Origin of the sequence: Janthinobacterium sp. SUN120 (assembly GCF_030397735.1) — a bacterium.
Classification (GTDB): Bacteria; Pseudomonadota; Gammaproteobacteria; order Burkholderiales; family Burkholderiaceae_D; genus Janthinobacterium; species Janthinobacterium kumbetense.
In genome coordinates this window covers 146,512-167,767 of sequence record NZ_JAPUBW010000008.1, presented here as the reverse complement: position 1 = coordinate 167,767, position 21,256 = coordinate 146,512, and the positions used below count along the sequence as shown (strand labels likewise).

The following is a 21,256-nucleotide window of genomic DNA, read 5'->3' as shown; positions in this document are numbered from 1 at the left end:
TGAGCAGCCCCCGCTTTACGGCACTGCCGGCGGGCGGTGCGCCTGCACCAGCAGCGCGGAAATCGACACGCTGGAACTCGCTTCCGGCCAGGCATCGCCGGGGCCGAACCAGCGCGCCTCGGCGATCTCGTTCTCGTCGAGGCGGATCTCGCCATCGAGGTAATCGGCCGTAAACGCGATCATCAGCGAATGGGGAAACGGCCAGGATTGGCTCATGAAGTACTGCAGGTTATGCACGCGCAAGCCGACCTCTTCCATCACTTCCCGGTGCACGGCCTCCTCGATCGATTCGCCCGCTTCCAGGAAACCGGCCAGCGGACTGAAGCGCTGCGATGGCGAATGCTTGTGCATGGCCAGCAGCACTTGCTCGCCCTTGCGGATGAGTACCATCATGGCAGGCGAAATGCGCGGATACGCGAGCATGCCGCAGGCGGCGCAGGTGAAACAGCGTTCGCCGCGCGTGCGCTGCATGGGCGTGGCGCACACGCCGCAATGACGGTGCGTGCGCGCCCACTCGGCCAGCTGCGCGGCGCGGCTGGCCAGGCCCAGGAAAGCATCGTCGACGGCATGGAACAGCGAGCGCATGCCGTGCCAGGCCAGGGGCGCATCGGCGGGCAAGGCCTCGTCATCCGTCCAGACGGTCTGGCAATAGCGGCCCTGCCACAAGCCCACGGGCTGGGCGCGGCTCAGGTCGATATCGAGCGCGGCCGCCTCGGCGGCAGTGGGCAGGGTCAGCTCGGGCGTGCGCAACAATAAACGCCCGCGGTGAAAGACGAAGGTGAGCGTGTCGGCTGCCGCCGGGGCCGGTTCGGGAGGATCGATCAGGGGGACGAAGGCATCGGGTGTCTGCAGCATGCTTGGCGGAAATTTGTAAAGGTTGCTCATCATACTCCCGCTGCCGGACGCCTGCGCGCGTAGCAGCGGCCATGCAGCAAAGCAAGCATTCATGGGCCATGACAGTGTTTTTTTTACGGCACACCCAATTCGTTGCGTAAACGAGACTGATAACGATTCTCATTTACGAATTAGCGCCCAATAATTACAATGTCTGCCAACCCGTCCATCGCCAGCCACTTGCCCGCTTGCCACAGCACAGCGTCGCGCAGCCAGCCAGGAACCACTACCTGACCTTTTCGAGAGAGCAAGATGGCAATCAAGAGCCGCAAACACGTCCAATCCCGTTTCAACCAGCACATCGGCGCCGCCCTGGCCGTGATGCTGCTGCCCGTTGCCGCCCAGGCCGCCGATCCGGCCGGCCAGAGCGCGCCTGCATCGCAGCAAACCCTGAACGAAGTCAAGGTCATTGGTTCCAAGGAAAATGATTTCAAGGCCGAGAAAGCCTCGTCGCCGAAATACACGGAAGAGCTGGTCAACACGCCGCAAACCATCGTCGTGATCAAGAAGGAATTGATCGAACAGCAAGGCGCGCTGACCCTGACGGATGCGCTGCGCAACACGCCGGGCGTCGGCACTTTCTTCCTCGGTGAAAACGGCAACACGAACACGGGCGACGCCGTCTACATGCGCGGTTTCGATTCGTCCGGCAGCATCTATGTCGATGGCGTGCGCGACGTGGGCTCCATTTCGCGCGACGTCTTCAACATCGAACAGATCGACGTCTTGAAGGGCCCGGCGGGCACCGACAGCGGCCGCGGCTCGCCGACCGGCTCGATCAATCTGGTCAGCAAGACGGCCACCATGGAAAACAAATTCAATTCGCTGCTGACGGCGGGCAGCGGCAAGCAGAAACGCGCCACGGCCGACTGGAACCGCATCCTCGACAGCGATACGGGCACGGCCTTGCGCCTGAACCTGATGACGCAGGATAGCGGCAACCCGGCACGCGATGAAGTCAAGAACAAGCGCTGGGCCTTCGCGCCCACCGTCACCTTCGGCATCGGTAAACCAACGCGCATCACGGCCAGCTACCTGCACGTGGATCAAAACAACGTGCCCGACGGCGGCGTGCCGACCATCGGCTTGCCGGGCTACTCGACACCGGACGTTCCAACGAAGGATCAACCGGTCATCCGCAGCTTCCTGAACAGCGCCGCCAGGGTCGATCCGAAGAATTTCTACGGTTCCACCTCGGACTACGACAAGATCAAGGCCGACATGGGCACCTTGCGCATCGACCATGATTTCTCGCCCAACGTGCAGATCCAGAACACCACGCGCTACGGCAAGACCAAGCAAGACTACCTGCTGACGGCCTTCATGGGCAGCATGGGCAACCTGAAGACACCGGTCACCACCGATCCGTCGACCTGGACCCTGGCGCGCTCGCTGCGCACCGTGAAGGACCAGGAAAACACGATCCTGACCAACCAGACCGTGGTCAGCGCGCAATTCGACACGGGCGTGCTGAAGCACTCCGTGGTGGCCGGCGCCGAGTTCACCAGCGAAAAACAGACCAACTACAGCTATGTGCCCGCCAGCCTGGGCACCTTGCCGGCAGCGAACCTGTACAAGCCGAATCCGCGCGACACCGTCACCGGCCACAACCCTGTGCGCAGCGGCGCCTTCACCGAAGGCGAAGTCAACACGCAAAGCCTGTATATGTTCGATACCATCAAGTTCGGCGACAAGTGGCTCTTCAACGGCGGCGTGCGCTTCGACCATTTCAACACCACGTATGACGCCGTCGCCCTGCAAGGGGCCGTGACTGCGCCTGCGGTACAGCCATTGCCAGTGGGCACGCCAATTCCCACCCACCTGACCCTGAGCGACACCCTGGCCAACGGCAAGATCTCGGCCATGTACAAGCCGACGCCGGACAGCAGCGTGTACGCCTTGCTGGCCACGTCGAAAGCACCGCCAGGCACCAATTTTGCCCTGAGCACCGCCGCCAGCAGCGCGCAAAACCTGAACTATGACCCACAGGAAACCATCACCAAGGAAATCGGCACCAAGTGGGACTTCCTGAAGCAAAAACTGTCGCTGTCGGCCGCCGTCTACCAGACCACCGTCAAGAATGAAGTGGAGCAAGATCCCGTCATCTCGACCATTTATTACCAGACCGGCAAGAAACGCGTGCAAGGCCTGGAACTGGGCGTGGTAGGCGAAATCATGCCGAACTGGCTGGTCAGCGCCGGCTACACCCGCATGAATACCAAGGTCGAGTCGAACAAGGTCTTCACGGCCAGCGGCGACAAGAACCTCACCTACACGCCAAAACAGGCGTTCACCAGCTGGACTTCGTACACCCTGCCATTCGGCCTGAAGATCGGCGGCGGCGCGCGTTACGTGGGTGAAATGCTGCGCGGCACCGACGGCGCCGTCGGCACGCCGGCCCGCGTGGATGCCTATTGGGTCTTCGACGCCATGGCAACCTACACCGTCAACAAGAACCTCGACGTGCAGTTGAACGCCTACAACCTGGCCGACAAGACCTATGTGGCGGCCATCAACAAGTCCGGCTTCCGCTACACCCCGGGCCAGCCCCGTTCGTTCAGCCTGACGGCGAATATCAAGTTCTAACGTCAAGAGAACACGCATTGCGTCACATCAAGCCCCTCTTCGGAGGGGCTTTTTTATTGTCCTGCCAATCTTGTCTTTTTGGCGCACCGCCGCCCTGCCGCGACTAGCGTATGAAAAGTCATACAGCGATATCCCGCCGCGTCCAATATTTCGCGCAAGCACGCCAAGTTGCGACATCTAAACAACAAAAAAGCTTCCTTAAATCAACAACTTAAGAAGTTAGGTTCCAAATTCCCATTTCAGGCATATCCTTTGCTATGTACAGGTTTTGCTGCAAATAATCGCTGGCACGCAAGGGCTTGTTTTTGAGAAATATTGACTCCAAGCTTGAGTTGCTCGCTATCAATAATCCGCTCACAGCGGCGTTTCACCGGAGGAGTCAAAATGAAAAAGAAACGGCCATTAACCCTGTACATCCTGATTGCCATGATCCTCGGCATTGCCGTGGGCTATGGATGCAACACCGCTTTCCCTGATGCCAAGCTCAGCGCTCAAATCGCTGGCAATATTTCCATCGTCACCGACGTCTTCCTGCGCCTGATCAAGATGATCATTGCGCTGCTGGTGTTCTCCACCCTGACCGTCGGTATCGCCCACATGGGCGACGGCAAGACGGCGGGCCGCATCGGCCTGAAAGCCATGTGCTGGTTCGTGGTGGCCTCGCTGGTGTCGCTGGCGCTGGGCATGGTGCTGTCGAACCTGATGCAGCTGGGAACCAACCTGGGTTTGCCATTGCCGGACATTCACGCGTCGACCAATCTGAAAACGGCCGCCTTCACCTTGAAAGATTTCTTCACGCACCTGGTGCCGAAGTCGCCGATCGAGGCCATGGCCAACAATGAAATCCTGCAAGTGCTCGTGTTCTCGATCTTCTTCGGCGGCGCACTGGCCGGCCTGGGCGAATCGGGCAAGACCCTGACGGCCGTCGTCGACCAGCTGGCGCAAGTCATGCTGCGCATCACCGGCACCATCATGAACCTGGCCCCGCTGGCCGTGTTCGCCGCGATGGCTTCCGTCATCACCACCCACGGCCTGGGCGTGCTGGTCACGTTTGCCAAGTTCATGGGCGGCTTCTACGTAGGCCTGCTGTGCCTGTGGGCCCTGCTGATCGGCGCCGGTTTCGTCGTCATCGGCCCGCGCATCTTCAAACTGGTCGGCCTGATCCGCGAACCTTTCCTGCTGGCATTCTCGACGGCCAGCTCAGAAGCGGCCTATCCAAAACTGCTGACGGCGCTCGACCAGTTCGGCGTGGACCGCAAGATTTCCAGCTTCGTGTTGCCAATGGGCTACTCCTTCAACCTCGACGGTTCGATGATGTACTGCACCTTTGCCGTGCTGTTCATTGCGCAAGCCTACGGCATCGACCTGTCAATCGGCACCCAGATCACCATGCTGCTGCTGCTGATGCTGACCTCGAAAGGCATGGCCGGCGTGCCGCGCGCCTCGCTGGTGGTAATTGCCGCTACCCTGAACCAGTTCAATATTCCGGAAGCGGGCTTGCTGCTGCTGATGGGCGTCGACCAATTCCTCGACATGGGCCGTTCGGCCACCAACGCGGTCGGCAATGCCGTCGCCACGGCCGTCGTCGCCAAGTGGGAAGGTGGCCTGGCCACCGAGGAAGAAGCCGCCGCAGCCAACGCGGCCAGCCTGAACACGGAAAGCCATTGGGGCGAAGCGGATCACGCTAGCAAAGCCTGATAGCGCCATGGCCCGCCACAAGCGGGCCATTTATTTGTTGTCGATGTTGAGTAACAAGCAGTCAGGTAGTGCGATCAGTAGTCATTCCAACTTATTAGAGAGATTTTCATGAAAAAAGTCCTGTTTACCCTGCTGACCCTCGGCGCAGCCTCCACCGGCGCCATGGCCCAATCGAGCGTGACCATCTACGGCGTGGCTGACGCCGGCCTGGTGTTCGACAAGGATGCGGCTGGAGACCGCCTGAACCGCGTTGCATCCGGCGTCGCTTCCGGCTCGCGCATCGGCTTCAAGGGCAAGGAAGACCTGGGCGGCGGCCTGGCCGCTACCTTCGTGCTGGAAAGCGGTTTCAATATCGACACCGGCACCTCGGGCCAGGGCGGTCTGCTGTTCGGCCGCCAGGCATATGTCGGCCTGACCGGCAGCGCCGGCGCCGTCACCCTGGGCCGCCAATATTCCCCGTACTACCTGGCCCTGCGCGACGTGGCCGATCCGTTCGTCATCGGCCTGGCCGGCACGGCATCGAACCTGATGGTGACGAATATCCGCGTCGATAACATGGTGCAATACACCACGCCGACCTATAGCCACCTGTCGGCCGACCTGGCGTATGGCTTTGGCGAAGTAGCCGGCGACAATGCGAAAAACCGCAGCATGGGCGGCGCCGTGCATTACATCGACGGTCCGCTGAACGTGACCCTGACGCACCACCGCAAGGAAAATGCGCTGGCGACCCAGCAAACGCGCAACACCCTGCTGGCCACGCGCTACGACTTTGGCGTGCTGCAAGGCAACTTCGGCTACGCCGACAACCGCGCCCTCGACAACAGCAAGAGCAACGACATCCTGGTCGGCTTCAGCGCCCCGTTCGGCGCCACCAAGCTGGTCGCGTCGTACATCCGCCACAACGACAAGAGCATTGCCAACCGTGACGCCCAGCAGTGGGCCATCGGCGCCTTCTATGCCCTGTCCAAGCGCAGCGACCTGTACACCGGTTACGGCCACATCAGCAACAAGAACGGCGCTACCTTCGTCGTCGGCAATGCCACGGACAATGGCACCGGCAACAGCGGTTTCAACCTGGGCATGCGCCATACCTTCTAAGGACGTCGAGCTGTCCGTGACATAGAAGTGTGAGCCGCCGGATGCATATCCGGCGGCTTTTTCTTTTTACGCAATATTTAAATGCGATACTGTGGGTTCTTGCAAGTTGGCAGCTGATTTTATGAATAGCAGTACTACGAAACCCTCCCTTTCCTGGCGCCAGCGCCTGTCGCAACGGTCGGGCCGCGAAACGCTGGCCTGGGGCGTGGTGCTGGCCGCCTGTCTGGCCACCGTCTGGCTCGTGTATTTCTGGACCGAACGCATCGCCATCGGCAAGCTGCAGGCCAGCGGCGCGCAGCGCCTCGAGGTATATGTCAGCAGCCTGGAAAATGCGCTGGAAAAATACGATTTCCTGCCCAAGACGCTGGAACTGAACCGCGACGTCATCCGCTTGCTGCAGCATCCGGAAGACCCGGTGCTGGTCGATACGGTCAACCATTACCTCGAGCAAATGAATGCTCAGGCGAAATCATCGACCATTTTCATCAGCAACCTCGACGGCAACACGCGGGCCGCCAGCAACTGGCAGCAGCCCGATAGTTTTATTGGCGACAATATCTCGTTCCGCCCCTACGCCCAGGATGCGCTGCGCGGCACGCCGGGCCGCTTCTATGGCGTGGGCACGACGCGGCTGGAACCCGGTTATTTCTTTGCCCACGGCATCTACCAGAATGGCCACATGCTGGGCCTGGCAACGGTGAAGGTGAACCTGGAAAACCTGGAAAAACGCTGGGTGCAGGGCGCCGACAAGGTCATGCTGGCCGACGAGCACGGCGTGATCTTCCTCAGCTCCATGGCGGACTGGAAATACAAGACCCTGGCGCCGCTGTCGCCCGCCATCGTCGAAGAACTCAACCGCACGCGCCAGTATTATTCGAAGCAGCTGGCAGCCATCCCCTTCGTTTCCGACCGCCAGCTGGGCAATGGCGCCCGCGTGATCAGCGTGCGCGAGCAGGAACATGCCGACACGCCGCCGAAGATCAGCTCCAGCGTCATGACGCAGATCAAGCTCAAGTCCCCGCAAGGCTGGACGTTCATTTACCTGTCCGACCTGGCGCAGGCCAAGGCCAGCGCGCGCGCCGCGGCCGCCTTCTCTTGCGTGCTGCTGGGCTTTTTCATGCTGCTGTTCTTTTACCTGCGCCAGCGCCGCGCGGCCGTGGCGCAAAAATTGCGCGCCCGCGAAGATCTGCAGCATGCCTATGACAACCTGGAAGCCATGGTCGAGGAACGCACGTCCGAACTCAATGCCATGACGCAAAGCCTGAGCCAGGAAATCGACGTGCGCAGCAAGGCCGAGCAAAAACTCCACATCACGCAAAACGAACTGTTTCAAGCCGGCAAGATGGCCGTGCTGGGGCAAATGTCCGCCAGCATCACGCATGAACTCAACCAGCCGCTGACGGCGCTGCGCACCATGTCCGACAATGCCGTCATCCTGCTCGAACGGGGACGGCTCGACGACGCACGGCGCAACCTGGCAAAGATCTCGCAAATTGCAGCCAGGATGGGGACCATTACGGGTCAATTGAAGATTTTTGCGCGCAAATCGACGACCAGCCTGACCTCCGTCTCGATCCCCACGGCGATCAGCAACGCCCTGTTCCTCGTCGAACGCCGGCTGCAGGTGGAAAATGTGCGTTTTACTTTGCAACTGCCGCCCGAAGACATCTTCGCCATGTGCGAAAGCAACCGCCTGGAACAGGTGCTGGTGAACCTGTACGCCAACGCGCTCGACGCCATGAACGGCAGCGACGTGCGCAGCCTGCGCGTGGCCGTCGAATGCACGCCGGAGCACGTGCTGATCCACGTGGCCGACACGGGACCCGGCCTGTCGACGGAAGTGTGCGAACACCTGTTCGAACCGTTCTTCACGACCAAGCCGCAAGGCCTGGGACTGGGACTGGGGCTGGCCATTTCCGAACAGATCACGCGCCAGTTCGGCGGCGTGCTGCGCGCCGAAAACGCCCCCGGCGGCGGCGCCATCTTCACCATCGAACTACAGATTGCAACGCAGGAGGAAAAACATGTTTGACGGCTTGAAGGTCTTGCTGGTCGAGGACGACCCCACCGTACGCGAAGGCAGCGAGCAGGCACTGCAACTGGCCGGCCTGGACGTGCTGGCGTTTCACTCGGCCGAGCTGGCCTATAAACTGCTGACGCCGGATTTCCCCGGCATCGTCGTCAGCGACGTGCGCCTGCCCGGCATGAGCGGCCTGGAATTGCTGCAAGCGGTCAAGACGCTGGACGCCAACCTGCCCGTGATCCTCGTCACGGGCCACGGCGACATCACGATGGCCGTGCACGCCATGCGCACGGGTGCCTACGATTTCATCGAAAAGCCGTATTCATCCGAGCAACTGGTCGACGTCATCCTGCGCGCGCTGGAAACGCGGCGCCTGACCCTGGAAGTGCACAGCCTGCGCCGGCAACTGGAAGACGGCGGCGGCATCGAAGCTCGCCTGCTGGGCAATTCCGTGGCGATGCGCGACATACGGCGCCTGATACTCGACGTTGCCGACGAACCGGCCGACGTGCTGATCTATGGCGACACGGGCACGGGCAAGGAAATGGTGGCGCGCTGCCTGCATGACTTCAGCCACCGCCGCAAGCACAACTTCGTCGCCGTCAACTGCGGCGCGATTCCCGAAAGCATTTTTGAAAGCGAAGTCTTCGGCCACGAACCAGGTGCGTTCACGGGCGCGGCCAAGCGGCAGGTGGGCAAGATCGAGCACGCGGATCAAGGCACTTTTTTCCTCGACGAAATAGAATCGCTGCCCCTGTCCCTGCAAGTCAAATTGCTGCGCGTGCTGCAGGAACGCTATATCGAGCGCCTGGGCTCGAACGTGCCCACGCCCGTCGACGTGCGCGTCATCGCGGCGGCCAAGCTGGACCTGGAAGACTTGTCGCAGCAACAGAAATTCCGCAGCGACCTGTACTACCGCCTGAATCTGATCGTGCTGCATCTGCCGCCGCTGCGCGAACGACGCGAGGACATTCCCATCCTGTTCGAACACTTCGTGCTGGCCGCCGCCGCCCGCTACAACCGCGCCGCGCCCGTCGTCTCCAGCGCGCAGATGCGCAACCTGATGGCCCATTCCTGGCCCGGCAATGTGCGCGAGCTGCGCAATATCGCCGACCGCTTCGTGCTGGGCATCGCCGGCGGCGCCTCGAGCTTGCTGGCGGCCGGGCTGGCCAGTCCCCTGTCGCTGGCGGAGCAGGTCAACGGCTTCGAACGCGCACTGATCGAACAGGAACTGCGCGCATATTCCGGCAACGTCAGCGAAGTGAGTGCAGTGCTCGGCTTGCCGAAGCAAACCTTGTACCACAAGATGCAGAAGTACAACCTGGTGGCCGAAGAGTTCCGCTGATCAGCCGACCCGGCCCGTGCGCAAGGGCGTGACCCAGTCGGGCCGCCCGTTCGCCAGGGCCAGCCGGGCCGCCTTTTCCCAGTCATATGCCACGGCGTGCAACTGCGCCGTCCAGGCGCCATCGGTGCCCTGTTCGGCGATGGCATAGCGCGCATGCGGCGTGCCGTTTTCCATCACGTGCGGATAACCATGGTCGTCGTCGTAGGCTTGCAAGCCCACGCTGCCCGGATTGACGACCAGCCGGCCATCGGGCAAGCGCACCTGGCGCGGCATGTGCGTGTGGCCGCACAGGATCAAGGCCGCGTCCGTCGTCCCTGCCCGTTCGGCCACCTCGTCCGGCGTGGCGGCACGGCTGCCTTGCGGCGTGACGCTGTCAAGAAAATACACGAGATCGCTTTGCGGCGTGCCATGCACGAGCAGCACATCCTTGCGCAAGCGCAAGGTGGCAGGCAGCGCATTGATCCACGCGAGTTGTTCAGGCAGCAGTTGCGCGCACGCAAAAGCGTCCGACACGCCCATGCGGGCCGGGTCGCCGAACAATTGCCGCTCGTGGTTGCCGCGGATGGTGGGCAAGTCCAGCCCCATCAGGCGCGCCGCCGTGGCGCGCGGCTGCAGATGGCCCGAGACGATATCGCCCAGGTTGACAATCATGTCCACGCCACGCAGGGAGATGTCGGCCAGCACGGCCTCAAGCGCATCGAGGTTGCCGTGAATATCGGAAATGGCGGCAATTTTCATGCGGTGTCTCCTCCTCGTACACACCATTCTGCCCGCGTTCCCCCTTGCAGGCAATGCCGGCATGTGTACCGGCTCTTACACACGGTAGGACAAATCCGACGGAAATTTGCGTCGTGCGGCTACGTGATCCAAAAGTAACAATTGCTACCATTTCCTCATTGCATTACCGCATCACGCCAGCCGCCCCGACGTCGCGGCCCGTTCACTTTATCTTGAGGAGTAGCCCCATGTTTGCCACGCCCGTTCCCGCCCGCCTGACCCCGCCACGTTTGCGCCATCTTGCCTTGCGCAGCACCATGATGCTGGGCGTGCTGGGTGTCGCCACGGCCGCCGCCACGGCGCGGGCGGAACCGTCGCCCGCGCTGGATCGCGTCAGCATCTCGGTGGGGGCGTTTTCCGCCGATCCGCGCATCAATATCGGCGCCGACACGCAGTTTGGCCGCATCGATGCGCCCGAATCGAAGCAAAGCCACACGACCATCCCCCGCATCAAGGCGGACTTGCTGATCGGCGACCGCCATGGCCTGGCATTCGACTACTACCGCTACGACAAATCCTACACGCCAAGCCTGACAGGCGACACCATCATCAATGGCCAGCCCGTCACGGGCACGGCCACGGCGAATGCCGATTTAAAACTGGACCTGGCCAAGCTGGCCTATAAATGGTGGCTGGGCAGCGGCAACGACACCTTCGGCATCGGCCTGGGCGCCGCCTACTACCACGCCAGCCTGAACGGCACGGCCACCGGCATCGTCAATGGCGAAACGGCCACGGCGCGCGATTCCATCGGCGAGCACGCGTTCGCGCCGCTGCTGGAAGTGGGCTGGCGCCACGCATTCACACCGGACTTGCGCATGTATGCGGAAGCGTCGGGCATCAAGAAAAATGGCGGACGCATCAACGGCCACATCTACGGCGGCAATATCGGCGTGGAATGGTTTCCGTTCAAAAATATCGGTTTCGTGGCCGACTACGGCATTTCGAAAATCAAGCTGCACCGCGACAGCGAACGCGATGCCGACCTGAACGTGCGCCTGACGGGGCCGTCGGCGTATGTGAAAGTACGCTTCTAAACGCGCTCAAGCCGCCGGTTTCAGCAAGGTCAGCTGGAACTGCGGCAAGGCAGGGTCGTCATACGCCTCGACCCTGGCAAACGGCAGGCGCGCAAACGCGTGACGCCAGAACGCGCAGGCAGCGGCATCGTCGCGAAACGTCGCCACCAGCCACGCCTGCGCGCTGTCCAGCAGCACCCTGCGCAGCACTTCCAGCGCCACGCCCCGGCGCCGGTATTTCTTCAGGATAAAAAAGTCGCTGAATTCCTGCACCGGCAGCTCACCCGCCATGCCAGGCTCCGTGAGGAAAAAACCGGCCAGTTCGCCATCGACCTCGATCCAGCTGGCCGTGTGGCCGGCGGCATGCACATACGACGCCAGTCCTGCGTCGCACACGTCATAGCGACCATCGGCCAGCAGCGCCTCGCCGCTCCAGGCGGAATTGTCATAGCAGTACAGTTGAAACAGCTGCGCCAATGCGCCCTCTTCGCCCGGGGCAATGGCGCGCAACGCGATGACCTTGTTTATTGCATGCATGAAGAGCTTTCCCGCACGATGGCGTCCATCCAGTCCGCGATCTTATCACCGTCACTCACCCCCGCCCTCCCGCATTTCATGCCTGCATTTCCTCCCTTGGTCGCAAAATCATTAATTTTCTTCCAATTGGTTATATATTATTGTTTTTAAGTAACATCCGCCATCGCGGTTGACGAAAAACAAGGGTGATCCCCTTCCACAGACCGGCAGACACGCATCTGCCGGCTTTCATACCCAAGCTCTGGAGAGTGCTGCACATGCTATCGATCAAACAGCTGAACAAAACGTATGCGAATGGCGTCAAGGCCATCAACAATGTCAGCCTGGAGATTCCCAACGGAATGTTCGGCTTGCTGGGGCCTAACGGCGCGGGCAAGTCCTCGCTGATGCGCACCATTGCGACATTGCAAGATCCCGATAGCGGCAGCATCCATTTCGATGGCATCGATGTGCTGCAGGACAAGGCCGGCCTGCGCCGCCAGCTCGGCTATCTGCCGCAGGATTTCGGCGTGTATCCGAAGGTCAGCGCGGAAACCCTGCTCAACCACTTTGCCGTCCTGAAAGGCTTGACGGAGAAGGGGCCGCGCAAGGAAGCCGTGGAAGCCCTGTTGCAGCAAACCAATCTGTGGGAAGCGCGCAAGCGCAACCTGGGCACGTATTCAGGCGGCATGCGCCAGCGCTTCGGCATCGCCCAGGCGCTGCTGGGCGCGCCGCGCCTGGTGATCGTCGATGAGCCGACGGCCGGCCTGGACCCGGACGAACGCAACCGCTTCCTGAACTTGCTGGCGAAGATCGGCGAGCAGGTGGTGGTGATCCTGTCGACCCACATCGTCGACGACGTGACGGACCTGTGCCCGCGCATGGCCATGATCGTCAAGGGGCAAGTGCTGGTACAAGGCGAGCCGCAGGCGGCCATCGACACCCTGCTCGGCAAGGTGTGGCGCCGCAGCGTCGGCATGGACGAGCTGGCGCAGTACCAGCAGTCGCACAATGTGCTGTCGACGCGCCTGGTGGGCGGCAAGCCGCAAATCAATGTGTATGCCGACAGCCAGCCCGACAGCGGCTTCGTGCAGATCGCCCCGGACCTGGAAGACGTGTACTTCTTGCATGTGCGCAACGCCGCCCGCAACGGCGCCGCCGTTCCCGCTGCGGCACCATCCGCCGTCGCGGCGTAAGGAGCGCGCCATGTGGAAGGAATTTTTCAAGTTTGACCTCGGCTATCAGCTGAAACAGCCGCTGCTGTGGGTATTTGCCGTCATCCTGGCCTTGCTGGCCTTTGGCGCCAGCAGCAGCGATTCGATCCAGATCGGCGGCGCCATCGGCAACATCAACCGCAATGCGCCCACCGTGGTGGCGCAGCTGTTGACAATGTTCAGCCTGCTGTCGATGTTGCTCATCACCATCTTCATCGCCGGCGCCGTGCTGCGCGACAGCGAAGTGGGCATGGCCGACATGCTGTTCGCCACACCCATGCGTAAATGGGACTACCTGTTCGGCCGCTTCGCCGCCGGCTTTGTCGCCTGCCTGGTCATCTTCGCCTGCATCGCCTTCGGCACCATGCTCGGCCCCCTCATGCCCTGGGTCGATGCGCAGCGCGTGGGCGCGTTCCCGCTGCAGGCGTATGCGTGGAGCTTCGCCGTGATGGTGATCCCCAACCTGCTCTTCATCGGCGCCCTGCTGATGCTGCTGGCGGCCACCACGCGCTCGATGATGCTGGTCTACGTGGGCGTGCTGGGCTTTTTCGTGCTGTGGGGCACGGCTGGCGCCTTTACGCGCGACATCAACAACGAATGGATCGCCGTCCTGCTCGACCCGTTCGGCATGCGCGCCCTGGGCCGCATGACGCGCTACTTCACGTCCGCCGAAGCGAACGCGGGGCTGCCGCCGTTTGCCGGCTTCCTGCTGGCCAACCGCCTGCTGTGGCTGGGTATCACGGCGGTGCTGTTCGCCGCCACCGTGATCCTGTTCAAGCCGCAGCGCACGGGCACGGGAAAACGCCTGTTCGGCAAGCACAAGGCCGAAACGGGCGGCCCCGCCGTCACGGCGCCGCGGGACCTGCCGCGCAGCGTCCCCACCTTGACGGCGGCGACAGCCTGGCGCCAGTGGTGGCAAATCCTGCGCTTCGACGCCGTCGGCGTCTTCAAGAGCCTGCCCTTCCTCGTCATGCTGCTGTTCGGCATGATCAACCTGATCGCTGCCGCGAATGTCGGCAAGAATATGTATGGCACGGCCGTGTATCCGATGACACATTTGCTGTTACAGCAGATCAGCAACAGCTTCAGCTTCCTCCTGATCATCATCGTCACCTTCTATGCGGGCGAACTGATCTTCAAGGAACGGCAAGCGCGGATCGCCGACGTCAGCGACGCCATGCCCGTGCCCGACTGGGTTCCCCTGCTGGCCAAATGCACGGCCCTGATCGGCGTCATCGCCGGCTACCTGCTGGCGGGCGTCCTCACGGCCATCGGCTTCCAGCTCGTCAAGGGCGGCGCGCCCGTGGAACTGGGGCTGTACCTGAAAGGCACCCTGCTGGGCGCCCTCTTCTTCGTGCTGATGGGCTTGTGCGCGCTCACCCTGCAAGTGTTGTCGAATAACAAGTTCATCGGCTACCTGCTGGTGATCCTGCTGATGGTGGCGCAAGCCGTGCAGGGCATGCTGCACTTCGAACACAATCTGTACGCGTTTGGCGGCACGCCGGCCATCCCGTATTCGGACATGAATGGCTATGGCCACTTCTTGACGGGCTGGGCCTGGTTCGCGCTGTACTGGAGCCTGTTTACCGTGGCCCTCGTCATGCTGGCGCAGGCGTTCTGGGTGCGCGGCCTGCCGAACGGCTGGCGCGCGCGCGTGGGCCTGGCCCATCAGCGCCTGCAAGGCCGTGCAGGCGCCGCGCTGGCCATGGTGCTGCTGTGCTGGGCAGGCACGGGCGGCTGGATCTTCTACAACACGAACGTGCTGAACAAGTACGAGACGTCGAACATCGGCATGGACAAGCAGGCGCGCTACGAAAAACTGTACCAGCGCTACCAGCACTTGCCCCAGCCGAAGATCACGGATGTCCAGGCCAATGTGGATATTTATCCTGAGCAACGTAAAGTCTTGATCAAGGGCCATTATGTGCTGCAAAACAAGACGGCGCAGCCGCTCGATACCCTGCGCATCCAGCTCGACCCGCAACTGAAGACGACGTGGTTGAACTTGCCGGCGCACAAGGTCGTACTCGACGACAAGGAGCTCGGTTTCAGCATCCTCAAGCTGGCGCAAGCGCTGGCGCCCGGCGCCACCCTGCCGCTGGACTTCACGGTGGCCGTCACGCACCAGGGTTTCACCAACAGCGGCGCGCCGGACCAGGTCAACCTGAACGGCAGCTTCTTCAACAACCAGGCTTATTTCCCCCACTTCGGCTATGCGAAGGAAATGGAATTGCTTGACCGCAATGAACGCCGCAAGCGGGGCCTGGGCGAACCGCAGCGCATGGCCAAGCTGGAAGACACGTCCGCGTATGGCAACACGGTGCTGGGCGGCGATGCCGACTGGATCCATTTCGACACGACGGTGTCCACCAGCGGCGAGCAGATCGCCCTGGCGCCCGGCTATCTGCAAGGCAGCTGGGAAAAGGATGGCCGCCGCTATTACCGCTACAAGATGGACCAGCCGATGCTGCCGTTCTTTGCCTACCTGTCGGCGCGCTGGGAAGTCAAGAAAGGTGCGTGGCGCGGTTTGCCGATCGAAATTTATTTCGACAAGAAACACGGCTACAACACGGATCGCATGATCACGTCCGTGCAAAAGTCGCTCGACTATTACAGCACCGAGTTTACGCCCTACCAGCACAAGCAGGTGCGCATCCTGGAATTCCCCGGCTACCAGAGCTTCGCCCAGTCGTTTGCCAACACGATTCCGTATTCAGAAGGCATCGGCTTCATCGCCGACCTGCGCAACAAGGATGACATCGACTATGTGTTCTACGTCACGGCGCATGAAATGGCGCACCAGTGGTGGGGCCACCAGGTGATCGGCGCCAATGTGCAGGGTGCCAGCATGCTGATGGAATCGCTGGCGCAATATTCGGCCTTGATGGTGATGGAAAAGGAATACGGCCGCGACAAGATGCGCCGCTTCCTGCGCTATGAACTGGACCGCTACCTGAGCGGGCGCGGCGGCGAAGCCATCGAGGAATTGCCGCTGGCGCGTGTGGAAGGACAGCAATACATCCACTACAACAAGGGCAGCCTGGTGTTCTACCGCCTGCGCGATGAAATCGGCGAAGCCGCCCTGAACCGTGCCCTGAAACGCTATCTGCAGGACAAGGGTTACCAGCAGGCGCCGTTCACCACATCGTCGGAATTGCTGGCCTACATCCGCGCCGAAGCGCCGCAGGACAAGCAAGCCCTGATCACGGACCTGTTCGAGAAGATCGTGTTCTACGATAACCGCGTCACGCAAGCGACGGCCGTCAAGCGCCCGGATGGCCAGTGGGATGTCACCATGCAATTGCACCTGGCCAAGCTGGAGTCCGACGGCAAGGGCAAGGAAAGCCCGCGTGCCTACGATGAACCGGTGGAGATCGCCATCTTCGCGCGCGCGCCGGGCGCCGGGGAGAAGGATGAAAAAGTCTTGTTCACCGACAAGCGCATGTTGTCCGGCAGCGACCCCGTGGTCACCATCACGGTGAAGGAAAAACCATTTGAAGTGGGTGTCGATCCGTACAACAAGATGATCGACCGGGTCTCGCGCGATAACCGCAAGGAAGTCAGCGTGAATTAAGGCTGCAATGAAACCTTGATGCAACGCAAACAGGCCGCCCTATCCGTGATAGCGCGGCCTGTTTTTTTTACGGCGGACCCGGTACTTTTTCAGGCCAGAAAAAAGATCTGGCGCAGCGCACAGCCCACCTGTACCACACAGAACATCATGGCAAGGAGCAATAGCCCCAGATGGATTTTTAAAAAGATATCCAGTCTTTCCCGGCAGGCCACGGGCGGCACGGCGGCCGTTTTAAAACGCAGCCCTTTTCCGGCCAGTAGCAATAACACTATGCTGACTGGAAAAGATTGCAGAAAAATACGTCCTGGATACAAAGTCCACGCCAGTCCGATCAGGATGGAAATCAATGCCAGCACATCGCACAAGAGAAATAGATATTTTCTTTTTTGAAAATTCGCCAGCGATGCAAGCAGCCATCCCTTTTCCTTGCCGAATATGCGCTCCAGAACCAGCCATTGCGAACCTGATGAATCGACAGCTATATGCATTACAAGATTTTTCTTCAATTAAGCCAGTGACATTATCTGCGCACCAATGGCCGTAATATACGCACAGCATATTGCGGCCACGCTACGCTCAGCGATATAAAAATAATCAAGCGGGCATGTTCAACCCGCCATTATCTGTCCGCTTATGCCGAACAATAGGAATTATAGGCATACATCACGCCGGCGCCAATCAAGATGCCGCCACCGAGCGCCTAGCGTAAGATGGACGGTATCGTCGGCGAGTGCGCCGGCACCACGTTCAAGGGGAATTGCCTATGCTGCATCGTCACCTGCCCATCCGCGCCAGCCTGCTGCTGGCGGCCCTCGTTTTCACGGCGCCCGCCTGGAGCGCCGATGCTGTCCACAAGGAAACAGTAGAACTGACGGCAGGCAAGGCTGCGCTCAGCGTGAAAGGCAAGATCAAGGGCTATGCCACGGCCGAATACACGCTGGCAGGCAAGGCGGGCCAGACTCTCGGCGTCAAGCTCAAGACCAATCAACCGTCGAATTATTTCAACCTCCGTCAAGCCGGGCAGGAGGACGCCCTGTTCATCGGCTCGAGCGGCGGCAACAGTTATGAGGCAACGCTGCCGGCCGATGGCGAGTACACGGTGCAGGTGTATTTGATGCGCAATGCGGCGCGCAGGAATGCCGTGGCCAGCTACAGCCTGGAGATGCGGCTGCACAATTGAGTCTCCGCGGCCATGACAGCGCAAGAGGCGCGTTCGCCACCACATGCTCCCCATGTTACGGCAAGGGGCCAATGAGATGCGGGAGCGCCGCCCCTGTCTTATCTGGCCGGATGCGCTGCCTGGCGTCGGGCGGCCACGAGCGATTCCAGCACCAGGCCCGTCATCACTGCCAGGACCGGCATCATGGGTTCACGGTATCGGAAGATCACGTAAAACAGCATGTGAACGCCCGTGTAGCACGCAAGCGCCAGCCAGAGCAGGGCGACCTGCCGATTCCTGAGCCTTGGCATCAGCACAGTCCCGATAGCACCGGCAATCAGGAGCAGGAACTGTATCGCCCACAGCAGACGCACAAGCTTTTCTGCCGGCGACTGGTTGCCTTTTCCCTCATGCAGGGGAGGCGTCCAGAAGTACGCCGCTTTTTTCGCTGCCAATGCCAGGAACGCTGCCGGGTGGGCCTTCACCCAGGAAATGGCCTCCTGTTTCAAGGTCTCGGAAGCCTGGACTTCTCCCGTTTTCCGAAGGGCATCCCAGGTGGGGCCGCGTGGTGTTTCCGAGATGGAAATGAACATGCCTGTCGCGGCGGGATTGTTACCCAAATACAGATTGAAGCCGCCATTGGTGTTCAAGACAGGTGCGCCTATCACTTGCATGTTCCGGAGCAGCCATGGGGCGGAAATCACCAGCGCCGCTGACAGCGCGAGCATGGCCAGGCTTGCCCGCCGGGCCGTCGATGCGGGAGACAGCAGCAACGCCCATGCAAGGACTGCAAGCAGTGACAAGGCGGCATTGCCCGTCAGTGCCAACAGACCGAAGAGTACTCCGCTCCCGGCCGCCACGCTCTTCGAGGGCTGGCGTGCCAGTCTCAGCGCACACCACATGACACCCAGCATCAGGGGAATCATCAGGTTTTCCTTCGCCAGATAGATCCCGTAGATGCCGCTTGGCAGATAGAGCGCCCAGGCAGCCGCGGCGATGAGACGCCCCGACCGGCCTGCGCCAGCCTCTTTGGCCACCAGGTAGCACAGCACGATTGCCGCGCCGCCCAGGCACATGTTCACCAGGCGAACCGCCAGGAGATCGTCGCCAAAGAGGAAAAAGACAGGCGCGAGTATCAACAGGGGATAGCCCACGTTATACATCGCGCGGTTGCCCATGCTGTCGACGATGCCATTCCCGCCAAGCAAGTTAAGCGCCATGCTCCTGTAGGCAAGTTCATCGCCTTCCGGCACATGCTGGAAGCCCGCAATCGCCGCCGCCCTCAGGGCAAGGCCGATGCCTGCGATGATTGCCAGCCACAGCCAATCTCGCTGTTGTTGGGCATCATGCTTGTTATTCATCAACTCCTCCCCACCAAAAACACCCCCGCACAAATCAGCGCCACGCCCATCACACGGGACAGGCTGACCTGCTCGCCCAGCAGGCAGGCGATTGGCAAGGTGAGCACGAATCCCAGGCCTGCCAGCGGATAGGCCTTGCTCACTTCCCATTGCGACAGCACGCCTAGCCAGGCCACCGCCCCCAGGCCATACAGGAGGAATCCCCCCAGCACATACTTGTCCGTGAGGATATGCATGAGAGTCATGAATGACTTGGGCTGCGCCATCATCGCCTGCACCCCGTCACCGGAGATGCCGGTCTTCAATGAGAACTGCGCCATGACGGATAGCGCGATGCTCAGGATGGCAATGCAGAACGTGTTCATGGGTAAGTACCCAACACCAGAAAATGCGCCCCCAGCATGACGGCCACCATGGCGCAGACGGTCATGCGGCTGCCGTGGTCCTTGAGGGCGTAAATCACCGGATCATCGTGCATTTCACCTCGGGAAGTTTTCACCCACAGGCGCGCAAGCCAGTAAATCAATCCCAGGGCAACCAGCCACAGCATCTGCGGGGTGCCGTAGCGTCCCTGCGTTTCCGGTGCACTGATGAACAGCCCGAACACCACCACGGCGGAGAGTGCCGCCCCGCCCCCCAGGGGCCACAACACGGCCAGGTCGCTCACCCGGTAATCCCGTCCACGCGTGGCTGCCTTGCCATTTCCTTCCAGGGTGACCAGCTCCGCACAGCGCTTCACGAGGGCGAGGCTGAGGAACATGAAGACCGAGAAGGCCAGCAACCAGGAACTCGTGGCAGTGCCAATGGCAACGGAACCAGCCAGGATGCGCAAGGTATACAGCAAGGACAGCATGAGCACGTCGATCAGCACGTATTCCTTGAGCACCCAGCTATACGCACTGGTCAGCACCAGGTAAAGCACGAGCATCAGGAGAAAGGCATTCGACACGGACCAGGCCAGAACGAGGGCCAGGAGCAAGGCTCCCGCGGCCACGACCAGGCCCTTCAGAATCGGCAGGCGGCCACTGGCAAAAGGGCGAAGCCGCTTGCGGGGGTGCGCCCTGTCGCTTTCCAGGTCCCACAAGTCGTTGACCATGTAGGTGGCGGAAGCCGCCAAGGAGAACGCCATGAAAGCCACGCCCATGGTGCTCATCTTGCCCAGGTCGAGGAAGGAAAATGCCGTCAGCAGGGGCACGAACAGCAGCAGATTCTTTAACCACTGGTGGACACGCAAGGCTTTGAGCCACACGCCAAGTCCGCCGCTCGCTCCCGGAAACTCGCGTTCGATCGGGACGTGCCGCCGCACGGCTTGGGCCGTATTCCAGGCGACATCCACCAGCACCGCCGCCTCGGCGGCTTGCCAAATGGGAATATCTGCCTTGCTGTCGCCGGCATACACAAAGCATGGCCCGACCTGCTCCCGAATGGCTTGCAGCTTGGCCTTGCCCTTGAGGTTGCGACCGTCCTGCGTCGCCAGCACCTTGTCGAACAGGCCCAGGTGCCCGGCCACGTTGCGGGCAATCGAATGGTGGGCCGCCGTCGCCAGGACAATCATGCGGCCCTTGCGCTTTTCCTCGCGCAGGTAATCCAGCAGGGACGCGCGGTAAGGGAGGTGTTCGCCCGAGATGCCGGCATGCGCCGCAATGGCTTCCTTGAAGCCCGCCCGCCCTCGCATGAGCCAGAACGGCATGCGGAGCACATTGAGCGGGGAGTGCTTCACCACCTGGATGACGGATTCCAGCAGGGTATCGGTTGGCGTCAGCGTGCCGTCAAGATCGACAACCAGGGGCGCTTTGGTCGAAATAGCCACCATTTTCTCCCGATTCTGGTGTGGCATGGCAGATGGAGTGCTGAAAGCAGTGATTAAATTATAGGGGGAGCCACGATGGCGATAACCAACATATATCAAGGAAGAGAGCGGTTATCTGCTTGAGCTGAACGCCCGTAGCACCTGAAAGAGACCCGCAAAAAAAGAGACCCGCAACAACAAAT

The 21,256-nt window shown here is 61.2% G+C and carries 16 protein-coding genes; 9 read left to right on the top strand and 7 right to left on the bottom strand.

Going from position 1 to position 21,256, the window contains the following annotated elements; all coding sequences use genetic code 11:
- Nucleotides 1-15: 15 nt before the first annotated feature.
- A complete protein-coding gene (gene nudC / locus O0879_RS28020; RefSeq protein WP_289919987.1) occupies nt 16-855 on the bottom strand; it encodes an NAD(+) diphosphatase in 840 nt (279 codons plus the stop codon).
- 291 nt (nt 856-1,146) lie between these two features.
- Here nudC and O0879_RS28015 point away from each other — a divergent pair, with 291 nt between their 5' ends.
- From O0879_RS28015 to O0879_RS27995, 5 genes are all read left to right on the top strand, one after another.
- Nucleotides 1,147-3,480, top strand: coding sequence for a catecholate siderophore receptor Fiu (locus tag O0879_RS28015; RefSeq protein WP_289919918.1), 2,334 nt, complete (start codon nt 1,147-1,149; stop codon nt 3,478-3,480).
- Nucleotides 3,481-3,864: 384 nt separating this feature from the next.
- On the top strand, nt 3,865-5,178 hold the full coding sequence (locus tag O0879_RS28010; protein ID WP_077398166.1) for a dicarboxylate/amino acid:cation symporter: 1,314 nt from the start codon (nt 3,865-3,867) through the stop codon (nt 5,176-5,178).
- Nucleotides 5,179-5,286: 108 nt separating this feature from the next.
- The gene (locus O0879_RS28005; RefSeq protein ID WP_289919916.1) at nt 5,287-6,279 is read left to right on the top strand and encodes a porin; all 993 of its coding nucleotides are present in this window, start codon (nt 5,287-5,289) and stop codon (nt 6,277-6,279) included.
- 121 nt (nt 6,280-6,400) lie between these two features.
- On the top strand, nt 6,401-8,311 hold the full coding sequence (locus tag O0879_RS28000; RefSeq protein WP_289906957.1) for an ATP-binding protein: 1,911 nt from the start codon (nt 6,401-6,403) through the stop codon (nt 8,309-8,311).
- Nucleotides 8,304-9,647: a sigma-54 dependent transcriptional regulator gene (locus O0879_RS27995; protein WP_077398169.1), complete on the top strand. Its 1,344-nt coding sequence runs from the start codon at nt 8,304-8,306 to the stop codon at nt 9,645-9,647. The genes O0879_RS28000 and O0879_RS27995 overlap by 8 nt, the downstream gene beginning before the upstream one ends.
- On the opposite strand, the gene O0879_RS27990 is transcribed toward O0879_RS27995, so the two are convergent.
- A complete protein-coding gene (locus O0879_RS27990) occupies nt 9,648-10,385 on the bottom strand; it encodes a metallophosphoesterase family protein (protein WP_289919914.1) in 738 nt (245 codons plus the stop codon). It lies immediately after the preceding gene.
- Nucleotides 10,386-10,612: 227 nt separating this feature from the next.
- Here O0879_RS27990 and O0879_RS27985 point away from each other — a divergent pair, with 227 nt between their 5' ends.
- A complete protein-coding gene (locus O0879_RS27985; protein ID WP_099666128.1) occupies nt 10,613-11,461 on the top strand; it encodes a hypothetical protein in 849 nt (282 codons plus the stop codon).
- Between the two features lie 6 nt (nt 11,462-11,467).
- Here the strand turns inward: O0879_RS27985 and O0879_RS27980 are convergent, their stop codons facing one another.
- Complete coding sequence (locus O0879_RS27980) at nt 11,468-11,977, bottom strand: GNAT family N-acetyltransferase (protein ID WP_289919912.1); 510 nt, start codon at nt 11,975-11,977, stop codon at nt 11,468-11,470.
- A gap of 257 nt (nt 11,978-12,234) precedes the next feature.
- Here O0879_RS27980 and O0879_RS27975 point away from each other — a divergent pair, with 257 nt between their 5' ends.
- A complete protein-coding gene (locus tag O0879_RS27975) occupies nt 12,235-13,152 on the top strand; it encodes an ABC transporter ATP-binding protein (RefSeq protein WP_289919910.1) in 918 nt (305 codons plus the stop codon).
- Nucleotides 13,153-13,162: 10 nt separating this feature from the next.
- A complete protein-coding gene (locus tag O0879_RS27970) occupies nt 13,163-16,744 on the top strand; it encodes a M1 family aminopeptidase (RefSeq protein ID WP_289919908.1) in 3,582 nt (1,193 codons plus the stop codon).
- 89 nt (nt 16,745-16,833) lie between these two features.
- Here the strand turns inward: O0879_RS27970 and O0879_RS27965 are convergent, their stop codons facing one another.
- Nucleotides 16,834-17,232, bottom strand: coding sequence for a hypothetical protein (locus O0879_RS27965; RefSeq protein ID WP_289919907.1), 399 nt, complete (start codon nt 17,230-17,232; stop codon nt 16,834-16,836).
- A gap of 275 nt (nt 17,233-17,507) precedes the next feature.
- On the opposite strand from O0879_RS27965, the gene O0879_RS27960 reads away from it, so the two are divergent.
- The gene (locus O0879_RS27960; protein WP_289919905.1) at nt 17,508-17,924 is read left to right on the top strand and encodes a hypothetical protein; all 417 of its coding nucleotides are present in this window, start codon (nt 17,508-17,510) and stop codon (nt 17,922-17,924) included.
- Between the two features lie 98 nt (nt 17,925-18,022).
- Here the strand turns inward: O0879_RS27960 and O0879_RS27955 are convergent, their stop codons facing one another.
- The 3 genes from O0879_RS27955 to O0879_RS27945 are packed head-to-tail and all read right to left on the bottom strand — an operon-like array spanning nt 18,023 to nt 21,101.
- Nucleotides 18,023-19,264, bottom strand: a complete 1,242-nt coding sequence (locus O0879_RS27955; protein ID WP_289919903.1) for a glycosyltransferase family 39 protein — start codon at nt 19,262-19,264, stop codon at nt 18,023-18,025.
- Entirely contained in the window at nt 19,264-19,629 is a 366-nt protein-coding gene (locus O0879_RS27950) for a hypothetical protein (RefSeq protein WP_289919900.1), read from the bottom strand. The genes O0879_RS27955 and O0879_RS27950 overlap by 1 nt, the downstream gene beginning before the upstream one ends.
- Nucleotides 19,626-21,101, bottom strand: coding sequence for a UbiA family prenyltransferase (locus O0879_RS27945; protein WP_289919899.1), 1,476 nt, complete (start codon nt 21,099-21,101; stop codon nt 19,626-19,628). Before O0879_RS27945 ends, O0879_RS27950 begins: the two co-directional genes overlap by 4 nt.
- Between the last annotated feature and the right edge of the window lie 155 nt (nt 21,102-21,256).

Coding starts and splice junctions, on each gene's coding strand:
- nudC (WP_289919987.1), bottom strand. CDS start 855: ATGCTGCAGACACCCGATGCCTTCGTCCCCCTGATCGATCCTCCCGAA.
- O0879_RS28000 (WP_289906957.1), top strand. CDS start 6,401: ATGAATAGCAGTACTACGAAACCCTCCCTTTCCTGGCGCCAGCGCCTG.
- O0879_RS27985 (WP_099666128.1), top strand. CDS start 10,613: ATGTTTGCCACGCCCGTTCCCGCCCGCCTGACCCCGCCACGTTTGCGC.
- O0879_RS28010 (WP_077398166.1), top strand. CDS start 3,865: ATGAAAAAGAAACGGCCATTAACCCTGTACATCCTGATTGCCATGATC.
- O0879_RS27980 (WP_289919912.1), bottom strand. CDS start 11,977: ATGCATGCAATAAACAAGGTCATCGCGTTGCGCGCCATTGCCCCGGGC.
- O0879_RS27975 (WP_289919910.1), top strand. CDS start 12,235: ATGCTATCGATCAAACAGCTGAACAAAACGTATGCGAATGGCGTCAAG.
- O0879_RS27965 (WP_289919907.1), bottom strand. CDS start 17,232: ATGCATATAGCTGTCGATTCATCAGGTTCGCAATGGCTGGTTCTGGAG.
- O0879_RS27955 (WP_289919903.1), bottom strand. CDS start 19,264: ATGAATAACAAGCATGATGCCCAACAACAGCGAGATTGGCTGTGGCTG.
- O0879_RS28015 (WP_289919918.1), top strand. CDS start 1,147: ATGGCAATCAAGAGCCGCAAACACGTCCAATCCCGTTTCAACCAGCAC.
- O0879_RS27995 (WP_077398169.1), top strand. CDS start 8,304: ATGTTTGACGGCTTGAAGGTCTTGCTGGTCGAGGACGACCCCACCGTA.
- O0879_RS27990 (WP_289919914.1), bottom strand. CDS start 10,385: ATGAAAATTGCCGCCATTTCCGATATTCACGGCAACCTCGATGCGCTT.
- O0879_RS27960 (WP_289919905.1), top strand. CDS start 17,508: ATGCTGCATCGTCACCTGCCCATCCGCGCCAGCCTGCTGCTGGCGGCC.
- O0879_RS27945 (WP_289919899.1), bottom strand. CDS start 21,101: ATGCCACACCAGAATCGGGAGAAAATGGTGGCTATTTCGACCAAAGCG.
- O0879_RS27950 (WP_289919900.1), bottom strand. CDS start 19,629: ATGAACACGTTCTGCATTGCCATCCTGAGCATCGCGCTATCCGTCATG.
- O0879_RS27970 (WP_289919908.1), top strand. CDS start 13,163: ATGTGGAAGGAATTTTTCAAGTTTGACCTCGGCTATCAGCTGAAACAG.
- O0879_RS28005 (WP_289919916.1), top strand. CDS start 5,287: ATGAAAAAAGTCCTGTTTACCCTGCTGACCCTCGGCGCAGCCTCCACC.